Genomic DNA, 14504 nt, shown 5'->3' on the forward strand with positions numbered 1-14504 from the left:
CAGCCACGTGGCGCTGCTCAGGTGTTGACGTAGGGCCGGGCCTCGAGAATCTTCGACAGCTGCTTCGTTCGCTCCGGGGTCCAACCGGGCGGCTGGGTGACCGCGACCCACGAGGTGAGGTTGGCGGTGGCGGAGTAGAGGTGCCCCGTGCCCATCGGGATGTTGCCGGCGCCGGGAAGGTCGAGCAGGGTCTGCCACATCGTCACGACGGGGAACCAGTCCATTCGCGGGCTGACATCAGGCCCACGTTGGCCGGGGAAGAGCCATTCCGGCTCGGCGAAGGCCATCTTCGTGGAGAAGAAGACGATCGGGTCGCTCGCGTGCTGCAGGTAGACCAGACGAGTCGGCCCCCAGGTGCCGGTCGTTCGGCCGAGCCCGCCCTGCTCGTTGGCGAAGCGCACCGTTCGGCCGTGCTCGTAGATCGGCAGGGATGCCGGGCTGCCCGGGTCGCGCTCGGCCGTCAGTCGCTGGTGCAGCGGGTTCACGAACGGAGGTCCCACCATGAGGGCCCCGTCGATCGGCTCGTTGACGATATTGATCGACTCGAGGATGCTCTCCACCCCGAAGGAGCCCAACGACAACCCGTAGAGGTAGAGCTTGGGGCGGCTTCCTTCGGGCAGGGAGGCCCAGTACTGGTGCACGGTCGCGAAGACCACCTGAGAGGTCTCCTTGACGGCCGCCTGGTCGGCGAGCAGCGAGATCCAGCTCGGCAGGAACGAGTACTGCACCCCGGCGATCGCGGTGTCGCCGTTCCAGGCGAACTCGAGCGGGTCAACGCCGTTGCTGTCGAGGAAGCCCGTGCCCGTTGTCGTGGCCACGACCAGCACCTTGCGCTCGAACGCTCCCGACCGCTTCAGCTCGGCCAGCAACAGGTCGGCCCGGCCCTGCAGCGAGTCGGCGCCCTGGATACCGACATAGACCCGAACCGGCTCCTTGGCGCCGCCGCCGTTGGCCTGGTTGAGCTCGGCGACCGTCGGACCGCCACCGACGAAGTACCGCCCCTGACGGCCCAGGGAGTCCCACGACGAAAGCGACTGCGGGCTGCCCGAGCGTTCGGGCTCCGTCGGCCGCCGCATGTCTTCGGTGACCCGCGTGTCGTTCGGTGCGAAGGTGGCGTTGGCAGCGGCGAAGAACCCGTTGACGAGCACACCGGTGAGCAGCGACCAGATGACGACGAGCAACACGGCGGTACCGGTGACCGCGGCGACACGCCGGGGCAGGCGCCGGCCGAGCCAACGTAAGACGGTGTGGAAGAGCAGCCGCAGACCGCGGGAAACGGCGAGAACGAGGGCGGCCACCACGATCGTGACCACGATGATGACCGGCCAGATGGTGGGTGAGATCGGATCCATGCCGAGGAGGCTGCGGGTCTCGTTCTGCCAGCCCACGAACCGCCACCCCGAGAACACCGCCGCCAGTACCCCGAGGGTGACGAGCAGGGGAACGAGGATGCGGTGCGCCCGCCCGGTGATGCGCGGGATGCCGAGAAACTCCCACAGAGACTGAGCCCCGGCTCCGGCGCCATAGCCGATCATGACGGTGACACCCGAGGTGACGCCCTGGATGACCCCGTCGCGGGGCAGCAGTGAAGGCTGGAGCGAGAGGCTCAAGAACCACGCGGCCGCGGTGACCCCGACGCCGGAGAAGGAGAGCTCGAACACGCGGCCGGGTTTGCCCAGCCGCGGGCGCCACCAAACGCGGTTGCCGCCCGCGGGGGGAGGCGAACCGGCATCCGGTATCTCCTCGGGCGCGTCGGGAGATGACACCGTGACCGACATGACGGGCTCCTCACCCACGACCGTGCTCGCGTGCACAGAGCATAGGGCGCCGAGGCTAACCCCCACCGGGCCTCATCAGCGACTCGCCGAGGCCACCACCAGACGTGGGGGTGGGACCGGAGACGACTCAGGCCCGGATCCTCGTGGATCCGGGCCCGTTGGTGTCTGGTAGCCCCGACGGGATTCGAACCCGCGCTACCGCCTTGAGAGGGCGGCGTGCTAGGCCGCTACACAACGGGGCCCTAGCGGCACCGGGCGAACCCGGCACAGGAGAAAACCTTACCGGCAGGGAAAGGGATTCTCCGAATCGGCTCGACCGGCATCCTCTGCAATGCCCATCGTGCCAAAGCTGGGGTACCAGGACTCGAACCTAGAATGACGGAACCAGAAACCGTTGTGTTGCCAATTACACCATACCCCAAGGGGTTTCACGTCGAGCCTGCCCGAGGGCCTGCTGCGGGTGAACCGAGTTGGAATACTACCGGTCGTCGACCCTGGCCCCAAATCGGTCGGCCACCGACGGGTTCACGCGGCGCGCAACGCCGAGGTCAGCTGGTGCAGGCTCGTGACCCGGGTCACGTTCTCGTCGGTGCCCGTGCCGGCTCGATCGAGCCACACGGCGCGGAGCCCGGCGTCACGGGCGCCCAGCACGTCCCAGGCGAGGCTGTCGCCCACGCAGACGCAGGCCGGTGCGGGCGTGTCGACCCGTCGGCAGGCCTCCAGGTACATGCGAGGGTCGGGCTTGCCGAACCCCAGGGTGTCGGTCGTGACGACCGCGTCGAAGGCGTCGAGCAGGCCCAGCGCCTCGAGCTTGAGGGTGGTCGGAGCCGCCGCGGAGTTGGTGATCAGCGCGACCGGCAGACGTCGGCCTCGTGCGACCTCGAGCAGGTCGGGCACGTCCTCGAAGAGGCGCTGCGCCCCTCGGAAAGCGGGGTCGTAGGCCTTGGCGTAGCGGGCCAGGGCGCCCTCCGGCGTCGCGACCCCGAACGCTCGAGCCACCTCCTCGATGCGTCCCACGCGCATGTCGTCGAACCGCACCTCCCCCGAGGCGTAGCGCGGGAACCACCGTTCCGGGTCCTCGTAGTAGCGCACCGCCATCGCCGCGTGGTGGGCTGCGAGGTCGGGCCACAGGGCACCCAGCGCAACGCTTCCGGCGGTCACCATGGCGGCGCGGGTGTCGACGATCGTGTCGTCGACGTCGAGCAGCAGCGCGCGGATGCCGGCCAGCTCGTTGGCGAGCCGACCCTGGCTCACAGGGCTCATCGCCCCTCCCCCAGCCCGAAGAGCGGCAGCGCCGCGTCGACGCCCTCGAGCGTGGTCGTGCCGGCCGCGCGCCCGGCCCGCCACGCGTCACGCTCGAGCCGCACGTGCTGCAGCACCTCACCGCTGTGCGGCAGCACCGACGTGTGGGTCGCGCGGTAGCCGAGCGACTGCGACACCCCGAGCGAGGCGGCGTTCGCCGTCACGGCCGAGCTGATGGCGGCCTCGGCGGCCAACGGTCCGAACGCGAGGTCGAGCACGGCGGCGCGCATCTGGCGACCGAGCCCGCGTCCTCGCACGCCCGCCACGAGCCACGACGAGGAGTCGACCGTGTGGTCGGTGAGGTAGTCGGGGCCCTCCAGCCACTGCACCCCGATGACCGCACCGGCACGGCGCACGACGAAGGGCAGCATCCAGTCGCTGGGTGACCAGAGGCCCAGCGCCCGCCAGTAGCCCTGCATGACGACCGCTCGCCGGTTCGCCTCATGGCCCAGGCCTGCGTACGTGGTGGCGTGCGGGTTGAGCTCGAGGTCGGCAGGCAGCACCGAGAGCACGAGGGGCAGGTCGGGCTCGGCCATGACGGTCAGGGCGAGATCCGGTGTGGTGAGACGGATGCCGTGCAGCGGCCAGAGATGCTCCACGCCGGTGGCGGTCAGAGTGAGTCGCGAAGGGCGCGAAGGCGAGCCAGCGTGGAGGTCTTGCCGAGGATCTCCATCGACTCGAAGAGGGGCGGCGAGATACGGGCTCCGGAGACTGCCGTGCGAAGCGGCCCGAACGCGAAGCGGGGCTTGATGCCCAGGCCCTCCACGATGGCCGTGCGCAGCGCGCTCTCGATGGCGGTGGCGTTCCATCCGCTCCCGGTGCCGAGCACACCGGTTCCGTGGTCGTCGATGTCGCCGAGCACGTGCAGGGCGGCGTCGATGACGGCCCCCGAGTCATCTTTGAGCTGGGCTCGCGCGTCGTCGTCGATCGCGAGCTGGTCATCGGCGACGAAGAAGGGCCGCACCAGCGCGGGGGCCTCGGTGAGCAGCGCCATCCGGGTCTGGATGAGCGCCGCGACCGCTTCGAGTCGCCCGAGCTCGCCGAGCGACGGGTGGCTCGAGAGCACGTCGTCGGCCTCGAGGTAGGGCAGCAGCCGCGAGGCGAACTCACCGACGGGCAGTGACCGGATGTGAACGCCGTTCAGCCACTCCAGCTTCTTGAGGTCGAAGATCGGCCCGATCGGGTTGACCTTCGACCAGTCGAAGGTCTGGCTGAACTCGTCGAACGAGAACACCTCGACGTCATTGCCCTCCGCGTCTTGCTGCGGCGGATAGGCAAGCAGCGCAAGGAAGTTCACGAGCGCCTCGGGAAGGTAGCCCTGCTCGCGGAACCAGGTCAGCCGGGCCGCCGGATTCTTGCGTTTCGAGATCTTCGACTTGTCGGCGTTGCGCAGCAGGGGCATGTGGGCGAACTTCGGCGGCTCGAGCCCGAGCCAGCGGTAGAGCAGGAGGTGCTTGGGGGTCGAGCTGATCCACTCCTCACCCCGCACGACGTGCGTGATGCCCATCTCGTGGTCGTCGACGACCACGGCGAGGTGGTAGGTGGGGAACCCGTCGCCCTTGAGGATCACCTGGTCGTCGGGCCGAGGCGCCGACACCTTCCCCCGGATGACGTCGTCGAACACGAGGGGTGGGTCGTCCGGGATCAGCATGCGCACCACGGGGGTGTCGTTGAACCCGGGCAGGGCCGCTCGCTCGTCGCGGGTCTTGCCGACGCACAACCGGTCGTAGCCGGTGGGCTGCTTCGTCTTCTGCTGCATCTCACGCATCTGCGCGAGCCGCTCGGTCGAGCACCAGCAGTGGTAGGCGAACCCTTCGGCGAGCAGCCTCTCGACGTAGGGGCGATAGGTGTCGAGACGCTCCGACTGACGGTACGGCGCGAAGGGCCCACCGATATCGGGCCCTTCGTCCCAGAAGAGCCCGAGCCAGCCGAGCGTGTCGTAGAGCTGCGCCTCGCTGTCCTCACGGAACCGCGCCCGGTCGGTGTCCTCGACGCGGAGCACGAACTGCCCATCCTGCTGCCGGGCGAACGCGAGGTTGAACAGCGACATGTAGGCCGTGCCCACGTGCGGGTCACCGGTCGGCGAGGGGGCGACGCGGAGGCGCACGGCTCCCTGCCCGTCCGAGGTCGAGACGGGCGGCGAGGGAGCCGGTCGCACCTCGACGGCACTCCCGTCGTCTCCGTCACTCGCGTCGCGAACGGTGGTGGGCGGCATCCGGGCGTCGTCGTTCGTCTCACTCATGGTGGCGCCAGCCTATCGGCCGACCCGCGCTCTGTTGTGGTGTGAGTCGGGGCCCTCGCGAAGTATCGGAGCGAGGCACGAGCGTAGAACTTCGTGGGGTGGTCTCAGCGACGCACGAAGGTGTTGGTCAGCGAACCGATGCCCTCGATCTCGACCGTGACCTGCTGACCCGCGTCGACGCGGCCGACGCCGGCGGGGGTGCCGGTCAGGATGACGTCGCCGGGAAGCAGGGTGAAGGCAGCCGAGGCGTACTCGATGATCTTGGCGATGCCGTGGATCATGTCGGCGGTCGTGCCGTTCTGCTTCACCTCGCCGTCGACGGTGGTGAGGATAGACAGGTCGGCGGTGTCGAGCTCGGTCTCGATCCAGGGGCCGAGGGGGCAGCTGGTGTCGAAGCCCTTCGCCCGGGCCCACTGACCGTCGCTGCGCTGCCAGTCGCGAGCCGTGACGTCGTTGGCGATGGTGTAGCCGTAGATGCACTCGGCGGCGTTCTCGGCCTTCACCCCCTTGGTGATCGTCCTGATGACGACCGCGAGCTCACCCTCGTACGAGATCTCGTCGCTACCGGCCGGCAGCACCACCGGGTCGAAAGGGCCGACCACAGACGTGTTCGGCTTGAAGAACATCAGCGGTTCCTTCGGCGCCTCACCGCCCATCTCCCTGGCGTGTTCGGCATAGTTCTTGCCGATCGCCACGACCTTCGACCGCGGGATCACCGGGGCGAGCAGCCGCGCGTCCGCGAGCATGACGGGGCCCTCCCCCGACGGCTTGAAGCCGATGTAGAGGGGGTCGCCGGCAAGCGGCGTGATCACCTCGCTGCCGGGGTCGCCCTGGACGATGCCGTATGCCGGGTCGTCCCCGGTCGTGTACCTCGCGATGCGCACGGCCCCACCCTACGACGGAGGTGGGCGCGGTTGGTTCGCCGTTCAGCTCGGTGGCCGGGTCGGGTCGGTGTCGTCGGTTCCGTTCGTGCCGCCGGCGCCGTGCCCGCCCTGCCCGCCGTGCCCGGGCGCCTCCACCAGGATCGGGCCCGGATAGGCAGAGAGCCGCTCGAGCAGGGCGTCGACGTCGACGTTCGCGTAGCGGTCGTGCGCGTCCTGCACGGTGGTGCGCCGGGTGAACAGGGCATCCGCCTCGTCGAGCAGCAGCACGGCTCCCGACTCCTGCGCCCGGGCCAGCTCGGCCTCAAGCTTCGCCGTCGTCTCGGTCTGGAACCTCGAGAGCAGGGCGGCAACGTCGATCCGGCGAACGGGGGCTGCCCGCTCACCGGCGAGACGCTCCGCCAGCTCAGCGACCAGCGGGGTGACCCGCTGCCAGCGGCCGGTGCTGAGGGTGAGCGACTCGACGACGGTGCCGGTATCGATGTCAGGGGCGACCGTGTAGCCGGCCACCCAGCAGTCGGGCAGGCGGTAGGTCACCGTCAGCCCGTCAGAGGTGTCGACGAGGGTCAGCTCGACGGTCTTGCGCAACACCGGGCCTCGGGCCCAGAGGTCGAAGGCGAGGTCGTCGCTGACACCGCGGGAAACGGTGATCGAGTCGGTGTCAGCCCGACCGGGAACGTGGAAGCTGGCCCCGGTGCCCCCGTCGCGCACGGTGATGACGTCTGTCGAGCTGCGCAACGGGGTGACGACGCTGACACCGCCGACGGCCTGGCCGTCCCAACGCACCTCTACGGCGAAGTTTCTCATCCGCCGATCGTCCTCACCCCAGCCCCACGGGGCAAGAGGTCGCCGGGCCCCGAATCGCCTACCCTCGTGGGGTGAAGATGCTGACCGAGCCGACGTGGCGGGCCGCCCCCGCGGCTCACGAGGCGCGGGTCGACGCGGCGACGGCGGCGCACCTGCGGCGCCGGAGCGACGGTCGCAAGCACCCGGTCGAGGACTTCCTCTTCACCTACTACTCCTTCAAGCCCGCCCAGCTGCGTCGCTGGCATCCCGGAGCTGGCGTCGGGCTTGCCGCGGGGGGCACTGCACCGCAACGGGACTGGCGCCACTACACACTTGCCGGCGATGTGGTCTCGGTCGACGCGGTCGGCTTCGTCGCTGCCCGCAGCGACACCCTGCGCTTCGTGCGCGACCTGCTCGTGCGCACGGCATCCCGGCCCGGGCGCTTCGGCTGCTTCGGCCTGCACGAGTGGGCGATGGTCTATCGGCAGACGCCGGAAGACGTTCGGCACGCCGACTATCCCCTGCGGCTGGGGTCAGAGGGTACGGATGCCGTCGTCGAGAGCCACCAGATCGCCTGCTCACACTTCGACGCCTTCCGCTTCTTCACTCCCCCGGCCGTGCCGCGCAACGCCCTGTCACCGACGCGAGCCGGCCAGGCGGCATCCGAACAGCCCGGCTGCCTGCACGCCGGCATGGATCTCTACAAATGGGCCCACAAGCTCGTGCCTGCCGTTCGGAGCGACCTGGTGATGGATTGTTTCGACCTCGCCCGCGAGATCCGCGCCCTCGACATGCGGGCAGCGCCCTACAACCTGCGCGAGCTCGGCTACGAGCCGCTGCTCATCGAGACGCCTGAGGGCAAGGCGCAGTATGCCGCTGAGCAGCGCGGTTTCGCTGCCCGCGGGCTGGCGCTACGGACCCGTCTGGTGGAGGCGATAGACCAGGTCTGGTTGTCGGCGGGGCTGGACCCGGGAGTGCTGGCTGGGGCTGCGGCCTCGGCCGAGCGGTCGACGTAGCGGTAGAACGGGCTGCCCGAAGGGGTCGAGCATGAAGGGAACGCCCAGTTGTGGCTGGAACGCGGCCACCTTCGCTCCGACAGACACCGCATGGCGAGTTGGTCAGGCATCCGCGGCGAGTGCCTTCTTGGCTTCCCGCAAGAAGTCCTCGCGCAAGCCCAATGCCTCAACGAAGCAGTCTCTGGCCGCTGCGGCCTCCCGCTCGATGATCGCGCCTGTCGTTCTTCGCAAGCAACGCTCCAGTGCCATGGCTGACTGTGCAACCTCATCCGGTCCCACGAGCTCAACCATGACCCGCTGCGTCCGCATACTTGCTGAAAGCTCGCGGAGTGCCCCGACCTCCAGCCCGTCGGGATCCAGCTCAGGGATGGGGTTGATGGGGTCGCCGGACGGCGGGGCCTCCGGCACGAGTTCCGCGACTGCACTCGACATGATGACTGCAAGCTCATAGCGACTGATGTCTGCCGCGCGTATGTACCGGGTCTGCAAGTCGACAAGTCCCTCAGCCGGCGAGAGAAACCCCCGATATGTCGCGCGACGATCAACGAGCCGCGACTGCTGGCGCTCAAAGGCTTGCTGCCGGACAACCTGTTGATGACCTGACCAGTACGCGATCGCGGCAGCGACGACGGCGGCGCCGGCCGCGATCCAGGCAGCGAGAACAGTGACGTCCATGGCCTCGAGTGTCGCGCTCTGCGTGCCCAGGCGACGGCGGAATGAAGAAATGGAGGTTGTCGAGGGAACGTTTACAACGGCAATCGGGGCCGGGGCGCATTGCCTGGGTCAACGCACGGAATCGCTGCCCTTCGTTAGAGCGGTTGCCCAAAATACGCATCATTCTCCGTGCCGACGAGAGTCCGCCCTCCGGGCAGGAGTCACGCAAGAACTCGCCGAGCCGAACCTGGGTCGATCCGCCGCCGAACAGGCCCCGCCCACCCTCTCAATCGTCGCGGTTGAACGCGATCAGGACCAAGAAGACGACAAGCAACAGCTGCTCGTCGAGGTGCGACTCACCGTCTGTCTCGAGGTGTCGGGGGCGGGACCCCATCTTGTCGTACTCGACCATGACGCCGCCGATCCGTCGCACCCGGTTGCCGCCCATGTCGTACTCGATGTCCATGTTGCCGATGCGGACGAGTCGGTTACCGAGTCGGTCGTACGCGAGTTCGAGGTCGCCCAAGCGCACTGGTCGGTTGCCCAGCTTGTCGTACTCGACCAGCTCCCCTGCCACACGACGAAGTCGGCTTCCAGCCATGTCATAGTCCAGATCGCAGTTCCCGAGCGTCTTGGGCCGACTTCCCAACCTGCCGTAAGAGACCTCCAGATCGCCGATCTGACGGAGACGACTACCTAGTTTGTCGTAGCTGAGCTCGACCCTCATGCCTGCGAGCCTAGTCACGGGAGACAATGCCTATCCAGGTGCCCGGCGGGTCCCAAGGCTTTCAGGCCGAGCGCCCGAAAACCGATGCGCCGCGCTCGATGCGGGCTCGTCAGCCTGCAGTGGATGACGACGTTTGCTTCACTGCCTCACCGAACCTTGCGGCAACACGATCGGCCGCCGGCAGGCCGTGCACGACTAGCCCTCCTGCGGCTTCTGCAGCGCGCGGACGCGATTGTTGCGGGGGTGATGCTCCAGCTCGGCCCAGCCCAGCAGCTCAAGGACGGGGGTGACGTAGTTGGCGAGTCGGCCGCGGTAGCCCTTGCGTAACCCGTAGTAGCCACCCACCGGGTTGCCCGGGTCGCGGGCCCACGCCTCGACAGTTCCGGTCTTGACCGGCTTGCCCTCATCGGCGTTGCCCAGCGGCATCCAGTCGGCGTGCTGCTCCAGCATTACGCGGAGGTCGTCGAGCGCACGGAGGTGGTAGGAGAGTCGAGTGGTGCCGACCTCGACCACGAGCGCGGGTGGGTCGGCGGTCTCGTCACGCCACGCCGAATACGTCGAGGTGAGCGGCGGGGTCTTCAGCAGCCACGGGTCGTTCGGGGAGCCGTCGCCGTAGGTCACCTGGCTCATCGAGTCGCCTCGGTCGTGCGGCCGAGCCCTTCGGCGAAAGTGTCGAAGTGGGGCTGGAGGTCGGGCATGTTGCGCCAGATCAGAGCCAGCATCGGCCCGGTGAACTCCTCGCGCATCACGAAGTCGGTGCCGCCGGCCGAAGGAGTCAACGTGAAGCTGCGGACGCCGCGAAAGAGTCCCGCGGGGAGGCCGCCTTCCCAGACCATCCGGAGCGGGGCCTCCCTCAGGGTGACTCGGGTCTTGAAGCCGCGTCCGGGCACGGCTTCGGACCAGAGAGTGAACGTATCGCCCAGCTCCATGCGGCCGTCGATGCGCTGGATGCCCGTGTCGGCCGCGATCAACCGATCGCTGTCGGTCAAGGCCGCCCACACCACTGCAGGCTCCGCTTCGATGTGGCGGTGCACCTCGTAGGATTTCATGCGATCACCTCTTCCGGAGCGGAACGTAGCAGCCATAAGGTGACGTCTACTGTCACCATTGGTCTCCCTTGGGGGGTGCGCGATGCGCGCTTCGCGGCTTCTGCTGATGTTGTTGCTGGTGCAGAACCGCGGTCGCATGACCAGCGACGACCTGGCCGCCGAGCTCGAGGTGAGCAAGCGGACGATCCTGCGCGACGTCGAGGCGCTGTCGGAAGCGGGTCTGCCGATGATCGTGCGACCAGGCCGCGGAGGTGGCATAGAGCTCGGCTTCAACTACCGGACCAGACTTACCGGACTGGCCGCCGACGAAGCCGAGGCACTGGGCGTGCTGCTGGGACGAAGGGCTCCAGAACTCGCCGCGCTCGGCCTGACGGACTCAGCGGCTCGAGCAACCACCAAGCTCATCGAGTCGCTGCCCGACACGAGCCGCGCCATCGCGAAGCGAGCTGCGGCCCAGTTTCGACTGCGACCAACGGAGCTGCCGGAGGACGAGCGGGTGTCAGCGCTGGCCGAGGCCGTACGCCGCAGGCGCGTCGTCCGCATCCGGGCGCGAGGCCCGGGCGCGCGCACCGTTCATCCCCTCGGGCTCACGTTCGGGGCGAGCGGGTGGGAGGTCGTGGACGCCCTCGACCCCAGCACGTCGATCCCACTCGCCGAGTGCGGGACCATCAACATCTCGAGTCAGGTCTTCAGCGTCCCGCCGCCCTGACACGGAGTCACCGCCGGGACGTCACAGAACCGGTACTCACCGTGGAACAGGCCACCCGTCGGCATCCCGAAAGCCGGTCCCCCTCGCGGCACATAGTGCCGATGAGCTCGTCACTCCGCGCCGGACTGCGCCGCCTGCGCGGGACGCGGCCAGTACTTCTTGGGCGGCGGGTACACCACGCGGGCGATCGTGGCCGAGAGCCATCCCAGGAAGAACCCGAGACTGACCAACCAGAACGGGTCAAGGGTGCTGGAGGGATCGATGAGCCGGGCAACCAGAAGAACGAGACCCCAGACGATCGCGGTCCCGATGCTGTAGGTGGTATAGGTCCGCAAACGCTGGTGCATGGGTTCGTCTCTTTTCGCTGCCTGGGGGGCCCGGGGCTCCACTGCCAACGGTACGTCCGCTCCGTGTCCGTCGTTCTCGACTTCGAGCTCTACGCTGGTTGGGTGCTCGACCTGGACGCCATCGACGTTGAGGACCTCGCCACTGCGCTGGCAGATCAGACCGACTACGAGCATCGATGGCTGATCGACCCAAGAACGGGTGAGCTCGCTTTCTGGACCAGCGACCTGGGCATCGATGGTGACAACCCGGTCGAGCTCGACGAGCTGGACCTGATCCTGATCGACCCCCTCCCGTCCCACGTCTGGTACCAGGACATGGTCGACTTCGCCGAGGGCATCAGCGACCGCGGCGCCGGTGAACGCCTGAGCCGCTCGCTGGTCGGCAAGGGCGCGTTCCGGCGTTTCAGGAACGAGCTCTACCAACGACACCCCGAGCTGATCACACCATGGCACGCCCTGCGTGATGCCAGGGCGCACATTCGGGCCGTGCGGTGGCTGGCGGACGAAGGACTGATCGAAGACGACGCCGCGCAACAGTTCGCTCGAGAGCACGACGAGCCCGCCTTGCCGTGAAGCCCCGTACGGCGGCCGGCCAGACGCGAAGCGCACCCGCGTCAAACCGGGGAGGAGTCGGAGCGAAGGACCTCAAGATTCGGCCAGGACACGTGCTTGAGGGTGGCACTTGACCGAAGGGAACAGGTACGACGACAGCCGTTGGTGGCCCACTGGAGGTCTCGCACCGAATCCCGTCAGGCCATCAGTACGTGTGTCGACCAGGTCGAGGTCCCCCTGGTGCGTGGCGGTGCCCGTTCAGTCGCCGGGCGCCTCCGGTCCGGTAGAGATCTGACGCAGCGTTGAGATCACGGTGACCTCGGGCCAGTGCTTGGCGTGCAGCTCGGCGAACTCGCGTTGATCGGCTACCGCTTCCTCGAGGCTGTCGTACTGCATGATCGACCAGCCGCCGACGACCTCCTTGGCCTCGGCGTACGGCCCGTCGACCCGGCTGATCTCACCACCACGCACCACGAAGTTCACGGCGTGCTCAGTCCCGTACAGGCCGCCGCCGTCGAGGAACACACCACTGGCGGCGCGTTCCCCGATGTGAACGTCCATTGCATCGAAGAGTGCCTGTGGCGGGGTGCCGACACCCTCTTCCATCCTCACGAAGCCCATAAAACGCGGCATAGCGATCACTCCTACGGTTGCTGGCGGGTTGCTTCTTACCCGTACGTCGAACGGCCACTCGACTCTTCGACATCCATCTTGAGAAGACCCGAACTGTAGTGGCGCCACCACGATCACGCGGTGACGACCGGGTCGAACAAGCATGGAGGCGGCTGGCGTCGAAGCCCGGTTCTCCAGTGCTGTGGTTGAAGCGCAGAAGGAGCCCAATCTCGTTCACCACTCATCGCTGCGCAGAAGTCTTCGACGAGGCCGGGCTGTGGTTCAGGCGCCGACGCTCACCCCGTGGGAGAGGGGCGACATCGCCGTCCTCACAGGTCTGCACCGGTCTGCTTTGATGGCCCCATGGGTCCAGTCGTAGCTGTCTCCGGAGGTCAGGTCATCGGTACCAGCCACGCGGGGGTGAACGTCTTTCTCGGCATCCCGTACGCGGCCCCGGCGGTCGGCCGGAGCCGCTACCGCGAACCGCAGCCGGTCGTGCCGTGGCCGGGCCGGCGCGACGCGACCAGCCACGGCCCCACCCCGGCGCAGACGCCCTACCCGGCCCCGATGGACGAGGTGCTACCCAGCTCGGTGACCCCGGGCGACGACTACCTCAACCTCAGTGTGTGGGCACCCTCCGAGGGCGAGAACCTGCCCGTGATGGTGTGGATTCACGGTGGCGCGTTCGTTCGTGGAGCCAACTCCATCAGCACCTACGACGGTTCGGCGTTCGCCCGCGACGGAGTGGTCATGGTCGGCGTGAACTACCGCCTGGGCGCCCCCGGGTTCGCCGTGCTCGACGGCGCCCCCACCAACCTCGGGCTCCGCGACCAGATCGCGGCGCTGACCTGGGTGCGCGAGAACGTCGCCGCGTTCGGCGGCAACCCCGACAACGTGACCCTCTTCGGTGAGTCGGCCGGCGCGATGAGCGTCGCCACCTTGATGACCTCACCCGGGGCGCAGGGTCTGTTCCACCGCGCTATCGCGCAGAGCGGTGCCGCAACCGTGGCCTGCTCTCTCGACGACGCCCGCTTGGTCAGCGGCGAGCTTGCCGCCCAGCTCGGCGTGCCCGCCACGGCCGAGGCGTTCGCCGAGCTCGACCCCGACGACGTGCTCGCCGCCCAGACCGCGGTGGCGCTGGCCATCCAGGCCGACCCGAATCCGCAGCGTTGGGGCGCCAGCATCCTCCAAGGCGGCTTGGGCATCATGAGCCTCTTCCCGGTGATCGACGGTGACGTGGTGCCCGAGGTGCCCCAGGCCGGCATCGCCCATTGCACAGCCGCCGGGATGCCGCTGCTCCTCGGCACCACACGGCAGGAGTACCGCCTCTTCCTGGTCTCCACCGGTCTCGCCGACGCGGTGAGCACCGAGATGTTGCCGGCGCTGGCAGCCCGCTATGGCTGGCCCGACCAGGCCGTTGAGACGTACACCGCGAACCGACCCAGCGCCTCGGCCGGCGACATCGCCGGCGCGATTCTGACCGACGCCGCCTTCCGCGTTCCGACCACGGCGCTCGCCGCGGCCCAGCACGCCTCCGGGGGCACCGTCTACACCTACGAGTTCGCCTGGCCCACACCCGTCATGGGTCTCGGCGCCTGTCACGCCCTCGAGCTCGGGTTCGTCTTCGACACCCTCGGCGAGGGCTCCGCGATGGCGGGAGCGAACGCGCCGCAACCGCTGGCCGACGAGATGCACCGTGCCTGGGTCGCGTTCGCGCGCGACGGCGACCCGGGCTGGACCGCCTGGACGCCGGACGACCCGGCGGTGATGACCTTCGACTGCGAGTCCGAGGTCGTCTACGGGCCGCGCGCCGACGAGCTCGCTCTCTGGCCCATCGGTTGACACCACG

16 protein-coding genes and 2 tRNA genes are annotated in these 14504 nt (G+C 68.5%); 4 read left to right on the forward strand and 14 right to left on the reverse strand.

The features are described from left to right. Positions 1-17: 17 nt before the first annotated feature. The 8 genes from BA895_RS10685 to BA895_RS10720 form a co-directional block, all read right to left on the reverse strand. Complete coding sequence (locus BA895_RS10685) at positions 18-1778, reverse strand: alpha/beta-hydrolase family protein (RefSeq protein ID WP_139142600.1); 1761 nt, start codon at positions 1776-1778, stop codon at positions 18-20. Between the two features lie 166 nt (positions 1779-1944). Beyond that, positions 1945-2020: transfer RNA gene (locus BA895_RS10690), tRNA-Glu, on the reverse strand. Between the two features lie 107 nt (positions 2021-2127). Beyond that, positions 2128-2199: transfer RNA gene (locus BA895_RS10695), tRNA-Gln, on the reverse strand. A 104-nt stretch (positions 2200-2303) separates the two neighbouring features. Next, positions 2304-3041 (reverse strand): HAD family hydrolase, encoded by a 738-nt coding sequence (locus BA895_RS10700; protein ID WP_070191851.1) that lies wholly within the window; start codon positions 3039-3041, stop codon positions 2304-2306. Further along, on the reverse strand, positions 3038-3679 hold the full coding sequence (locus tag BA895_RS10705) for a GNAT family N-acetyltransferase (protein WP_070191852.1): 642 nt from the start codon (positions 3677-3679) through the stop codon (positions 3038-3040). Before BA895_RS10705 ends, BA895_RS10700 begins: the two co-directional genes overlap by 4 nt. Before the next feature lie 11 nt (positions 3680-3690). Continuing rightward, positions 3691-5130: a glutamate--tRNA ligase gene (gltX, locus tag BA895_RS10710; RefSeq protein WP_070192011.1), complete on the reverse strand. Its 1440-nt coding sequence runs from the start codon at positions 5128-5130 to the stop codon at positions 3691-3693. Positions 5131-5426: 296 nt separating this feature from the next. Further along, positions 5427-6206: a fumarylacetoacetate hydrolase family protein gene (locus BA895_RS10715; protein ID WP_070191853.1), complete on the reverse strand. Its 780-nt coding sequence runs from the start codon at positions 6204-6206 to the stop codon at positions 5427-5429. Positions 6207-6248: 42 nt separating this feature from the next. Next, positions 6249-7010 carry a phage tail protein gene (locus tag BA895_RS10720; RefSeq protein ID WP_070191854.1) on the reverse strand — a complete coding sequence of 254 codons (762 nt, stop codon included), beginning with the start codon at positions 7008-7010 and terminating at the stop codon, positions 6249-6251. Positions 7011-7087: 77 nt separating this feature from the next. Here BA895_RS10720 and BA895_RS10725 point away from each other — a divergent pair, with 77 nt between their 5' ends. After that, positions 7088-8005 carry a 3-methyladenine DNA glycosylase gene (locus BA895_RS10725; RefSeq protein ID WP_070192012.1) on the forward strand — a complete coding sequence of 306 codons (918 nt, stop codon included), beginning with the start codon at positions 7088-7090 and terminating at the stop codon, positions 8003-8005. A 102-nt stretch (positions 8006-8107) separates the two neighbouring features. Here BA895_RS10725 and BA895_RS10730 read toward each other — a convergent pair whose 3' ends face one another. From BA895_RS10730 to BA895_RS10745, 4 genes are all read right to left on the reverse strand, one after another. Next, positions 8108-8680, reverse strand: a complete 573-nt coding sequence (locus BA895_RS10730; protein ID WP_070191855.1) for a hypothetical protein — start codon at positions 8678-8680, stop codon at positions 8108-8110. A gap of 265 nt (positions 8681-8945) precedes the next feature. Beyond that, complete coding sequence (locus BA895_RS10735; RefSeq protein ID WP_070191856.1) at positions 8946-9236, reverse strand: hypothetical protein; 291 nt, start codon at positions 9234-9236, stop codon at positions 8946-8948. A gap of 345 nt (positions 9237-9581) precedes the next feature. Further along, entirely contained in the window at positions 9582-10016 is a 435-nt protein-coding gene (locus BA895_RS10740) for a DUF6855 family protein (protein ID WP_070191857.1), read from the reverse strand. Further along, entirely contained in the window at positions 10013-10471 is a 459-nt protein-coding gene (locus BA895_RS10745; RefSeq protein WP_175442297.1) for an SRPBCC domain-containing protein, read from the reverse strand. The genes BA895_RS10740 and BA895_RS10745 overlap by 4 nt, the downstream gene beginning before the upstream one ends. Before the next feature lie 70 nt (positions 10472-10541). Here BA895_RS10745 and BA895_RS10750 point away from each other — a divergent pair, with 70 nt between their 5' ends. Then, entirely contained in the window at positions 10542-11144 is a 603-nt protein-coding gene (locus tag BA895_RS10750; protein ID WP_256388446.1) for a YafY family protein, read from the forward strand. A 110-nt stretch (positions 11145-11254) separates the two neighbouring features. Here BA895_RS10750 and BA895_RS10755 read toward each other — a convergent pair whose 3' ends face one another. Next, entirely contained in the window at positions 11255-11491 is a 237-nt protein-coding gene (locus BA895_RS10755; protein ID WP_070191860.1) for a hypothetical protein, read from the reverse strand. A gap of 63 nt (positions 11492-11554) precedes the next feature. Between BA895_RS10755 and BA895_RS10760 the strand changes: the two genes are divergently transcribed. After that, on the forward strand, positions 11555-12064 hold the full coding sequence (locus tag BA895_RS10760) for a UPF0158 family protein (RefSeq protein WP_254666417.1): 510 nt from the start codon (positions 11555-11557) through the stop codon (positions 12062-12064). A 237-nt stretch (positions 12065-12301) separates the two neighbouring features. Here the strand turns inward: BA895_RS10760 and BA895_RS10765 are convergent, their stop codons facing one another. Next, positions 12302-12604, reverse strand: coding sequence for a YciI family protein (locus BA895_RS10765; protein WP_254666418.1), 303 nt, complete (start codon positions 12602-12604; stop codon positions 12302-12304). Between the two features lie 414 nt (positions 12605-13018). Here BA895_RS10765 and BA895_RS10770 point away from each other — a divergent pair, with 414 nt between their 5' ends. Continuing rightward, positions 13019-14497 (forward strand): carboxylesterase/lipase family protein, encoded by a 1479-nt coding sequence (locus BA895_RS10770; RefSeq protein ID WP_070191862.1) that lies wholly within the window; start codon positions 13019-13021, stop codon positions 14495-14497. Positions 14498-14504 lie beyond the last annotated feature (7 nt).

This window comes from Humibacillus sp. DSM 29435, assembly GCF_001758225.1.
Lineage (GTDB): Bacteria > Actinomycetota > Actinomycetes > Actinomycetales > Dermatophilaceae > DSM-29435.

Coding starts and splice junctions, on each gene's coding strand:
- BA895_RS10685 (WP_139142600.1), bottom strand. CDS start 1,778: ATGTCGGTCACGGTGTCATCTCCCGACGCGCCCGAGGAGATACCGGAT.
- BA895_RS10700 (WP_070191851.1), bottom strand. CDS start 3,041: ATGAGCCCTGTGAGCCAGGGTCGGCTCGCCAACGAGCTGGCCGGCATC.
- gltX (WP_070192011.1), bottom strand. CDS start 5,130: ATGTCGCTGTTCAACCTCGCGTTCGCCCGGCAGCAGGATGGGCAGTTC.
- BA895_RS10720 (WP_070191854.1), bottom strand. CDS start 7,010: ATGAGAAACTTCGCCGTAGAGGTGCGTTGGGACGGCCAGGCCGTCGGC.
- BA895_RS10725 (WP_070192012.1), top strand. CDS start 7,088: ATGCTGACCGAGCCGACGTGGCGGGCCGCCCCCGCGGCTCACGAGGCG.
- BA895_RS10730 (WP_070191855.1), bottom strand. CDS start 8,680: ATGGACGTCACTGTTCTCGCTGCCTGGATCGCGGCCGGCGCCGCCGTC.
- BA895_RS10740 (WP_070191857.1), bottom strand. CDS start 10,016: ATGAGCCAGGTGACCTACGGCGACGGCTCCCCGAACGACCCGTGGCTG.
- BA895_RS10745 (WP_175442297.1), bottom strand. CDS start 10,471: ATGGCTGCTACGTTCCGCTCCGGAAGAGGTGATCGCATGAAATCCTAC.
- BA895_RS10750 (WP_256388446.1), top strand. CDS start 10,542: ATGTTGTTGCTGGTGCAGAACCGCGGTCGCATGACCAGCGACGACCTG.
- BA895_RS10755 (WP_070191860.1), bottom strand. CDS start 11,491: ATGCACCAGCGTTTGCGGACCTATACCACCTACAGCATCGGGACCGCG.
- BA895_RS10765 (WP_254666418.1), bottom strand. CDS start 12,604: ATGGACGTTCACATCGGGGAACGCGCCGCCAGTGGTGTGTTCCTCGAC.
- BA895_RS10770 (WP_070191862.1), top strand. CDS start 13,019: ATGGGTCCAGTCGTAGCTGTCTCCGGAGGTCAGGTCATCGGTACCAGC.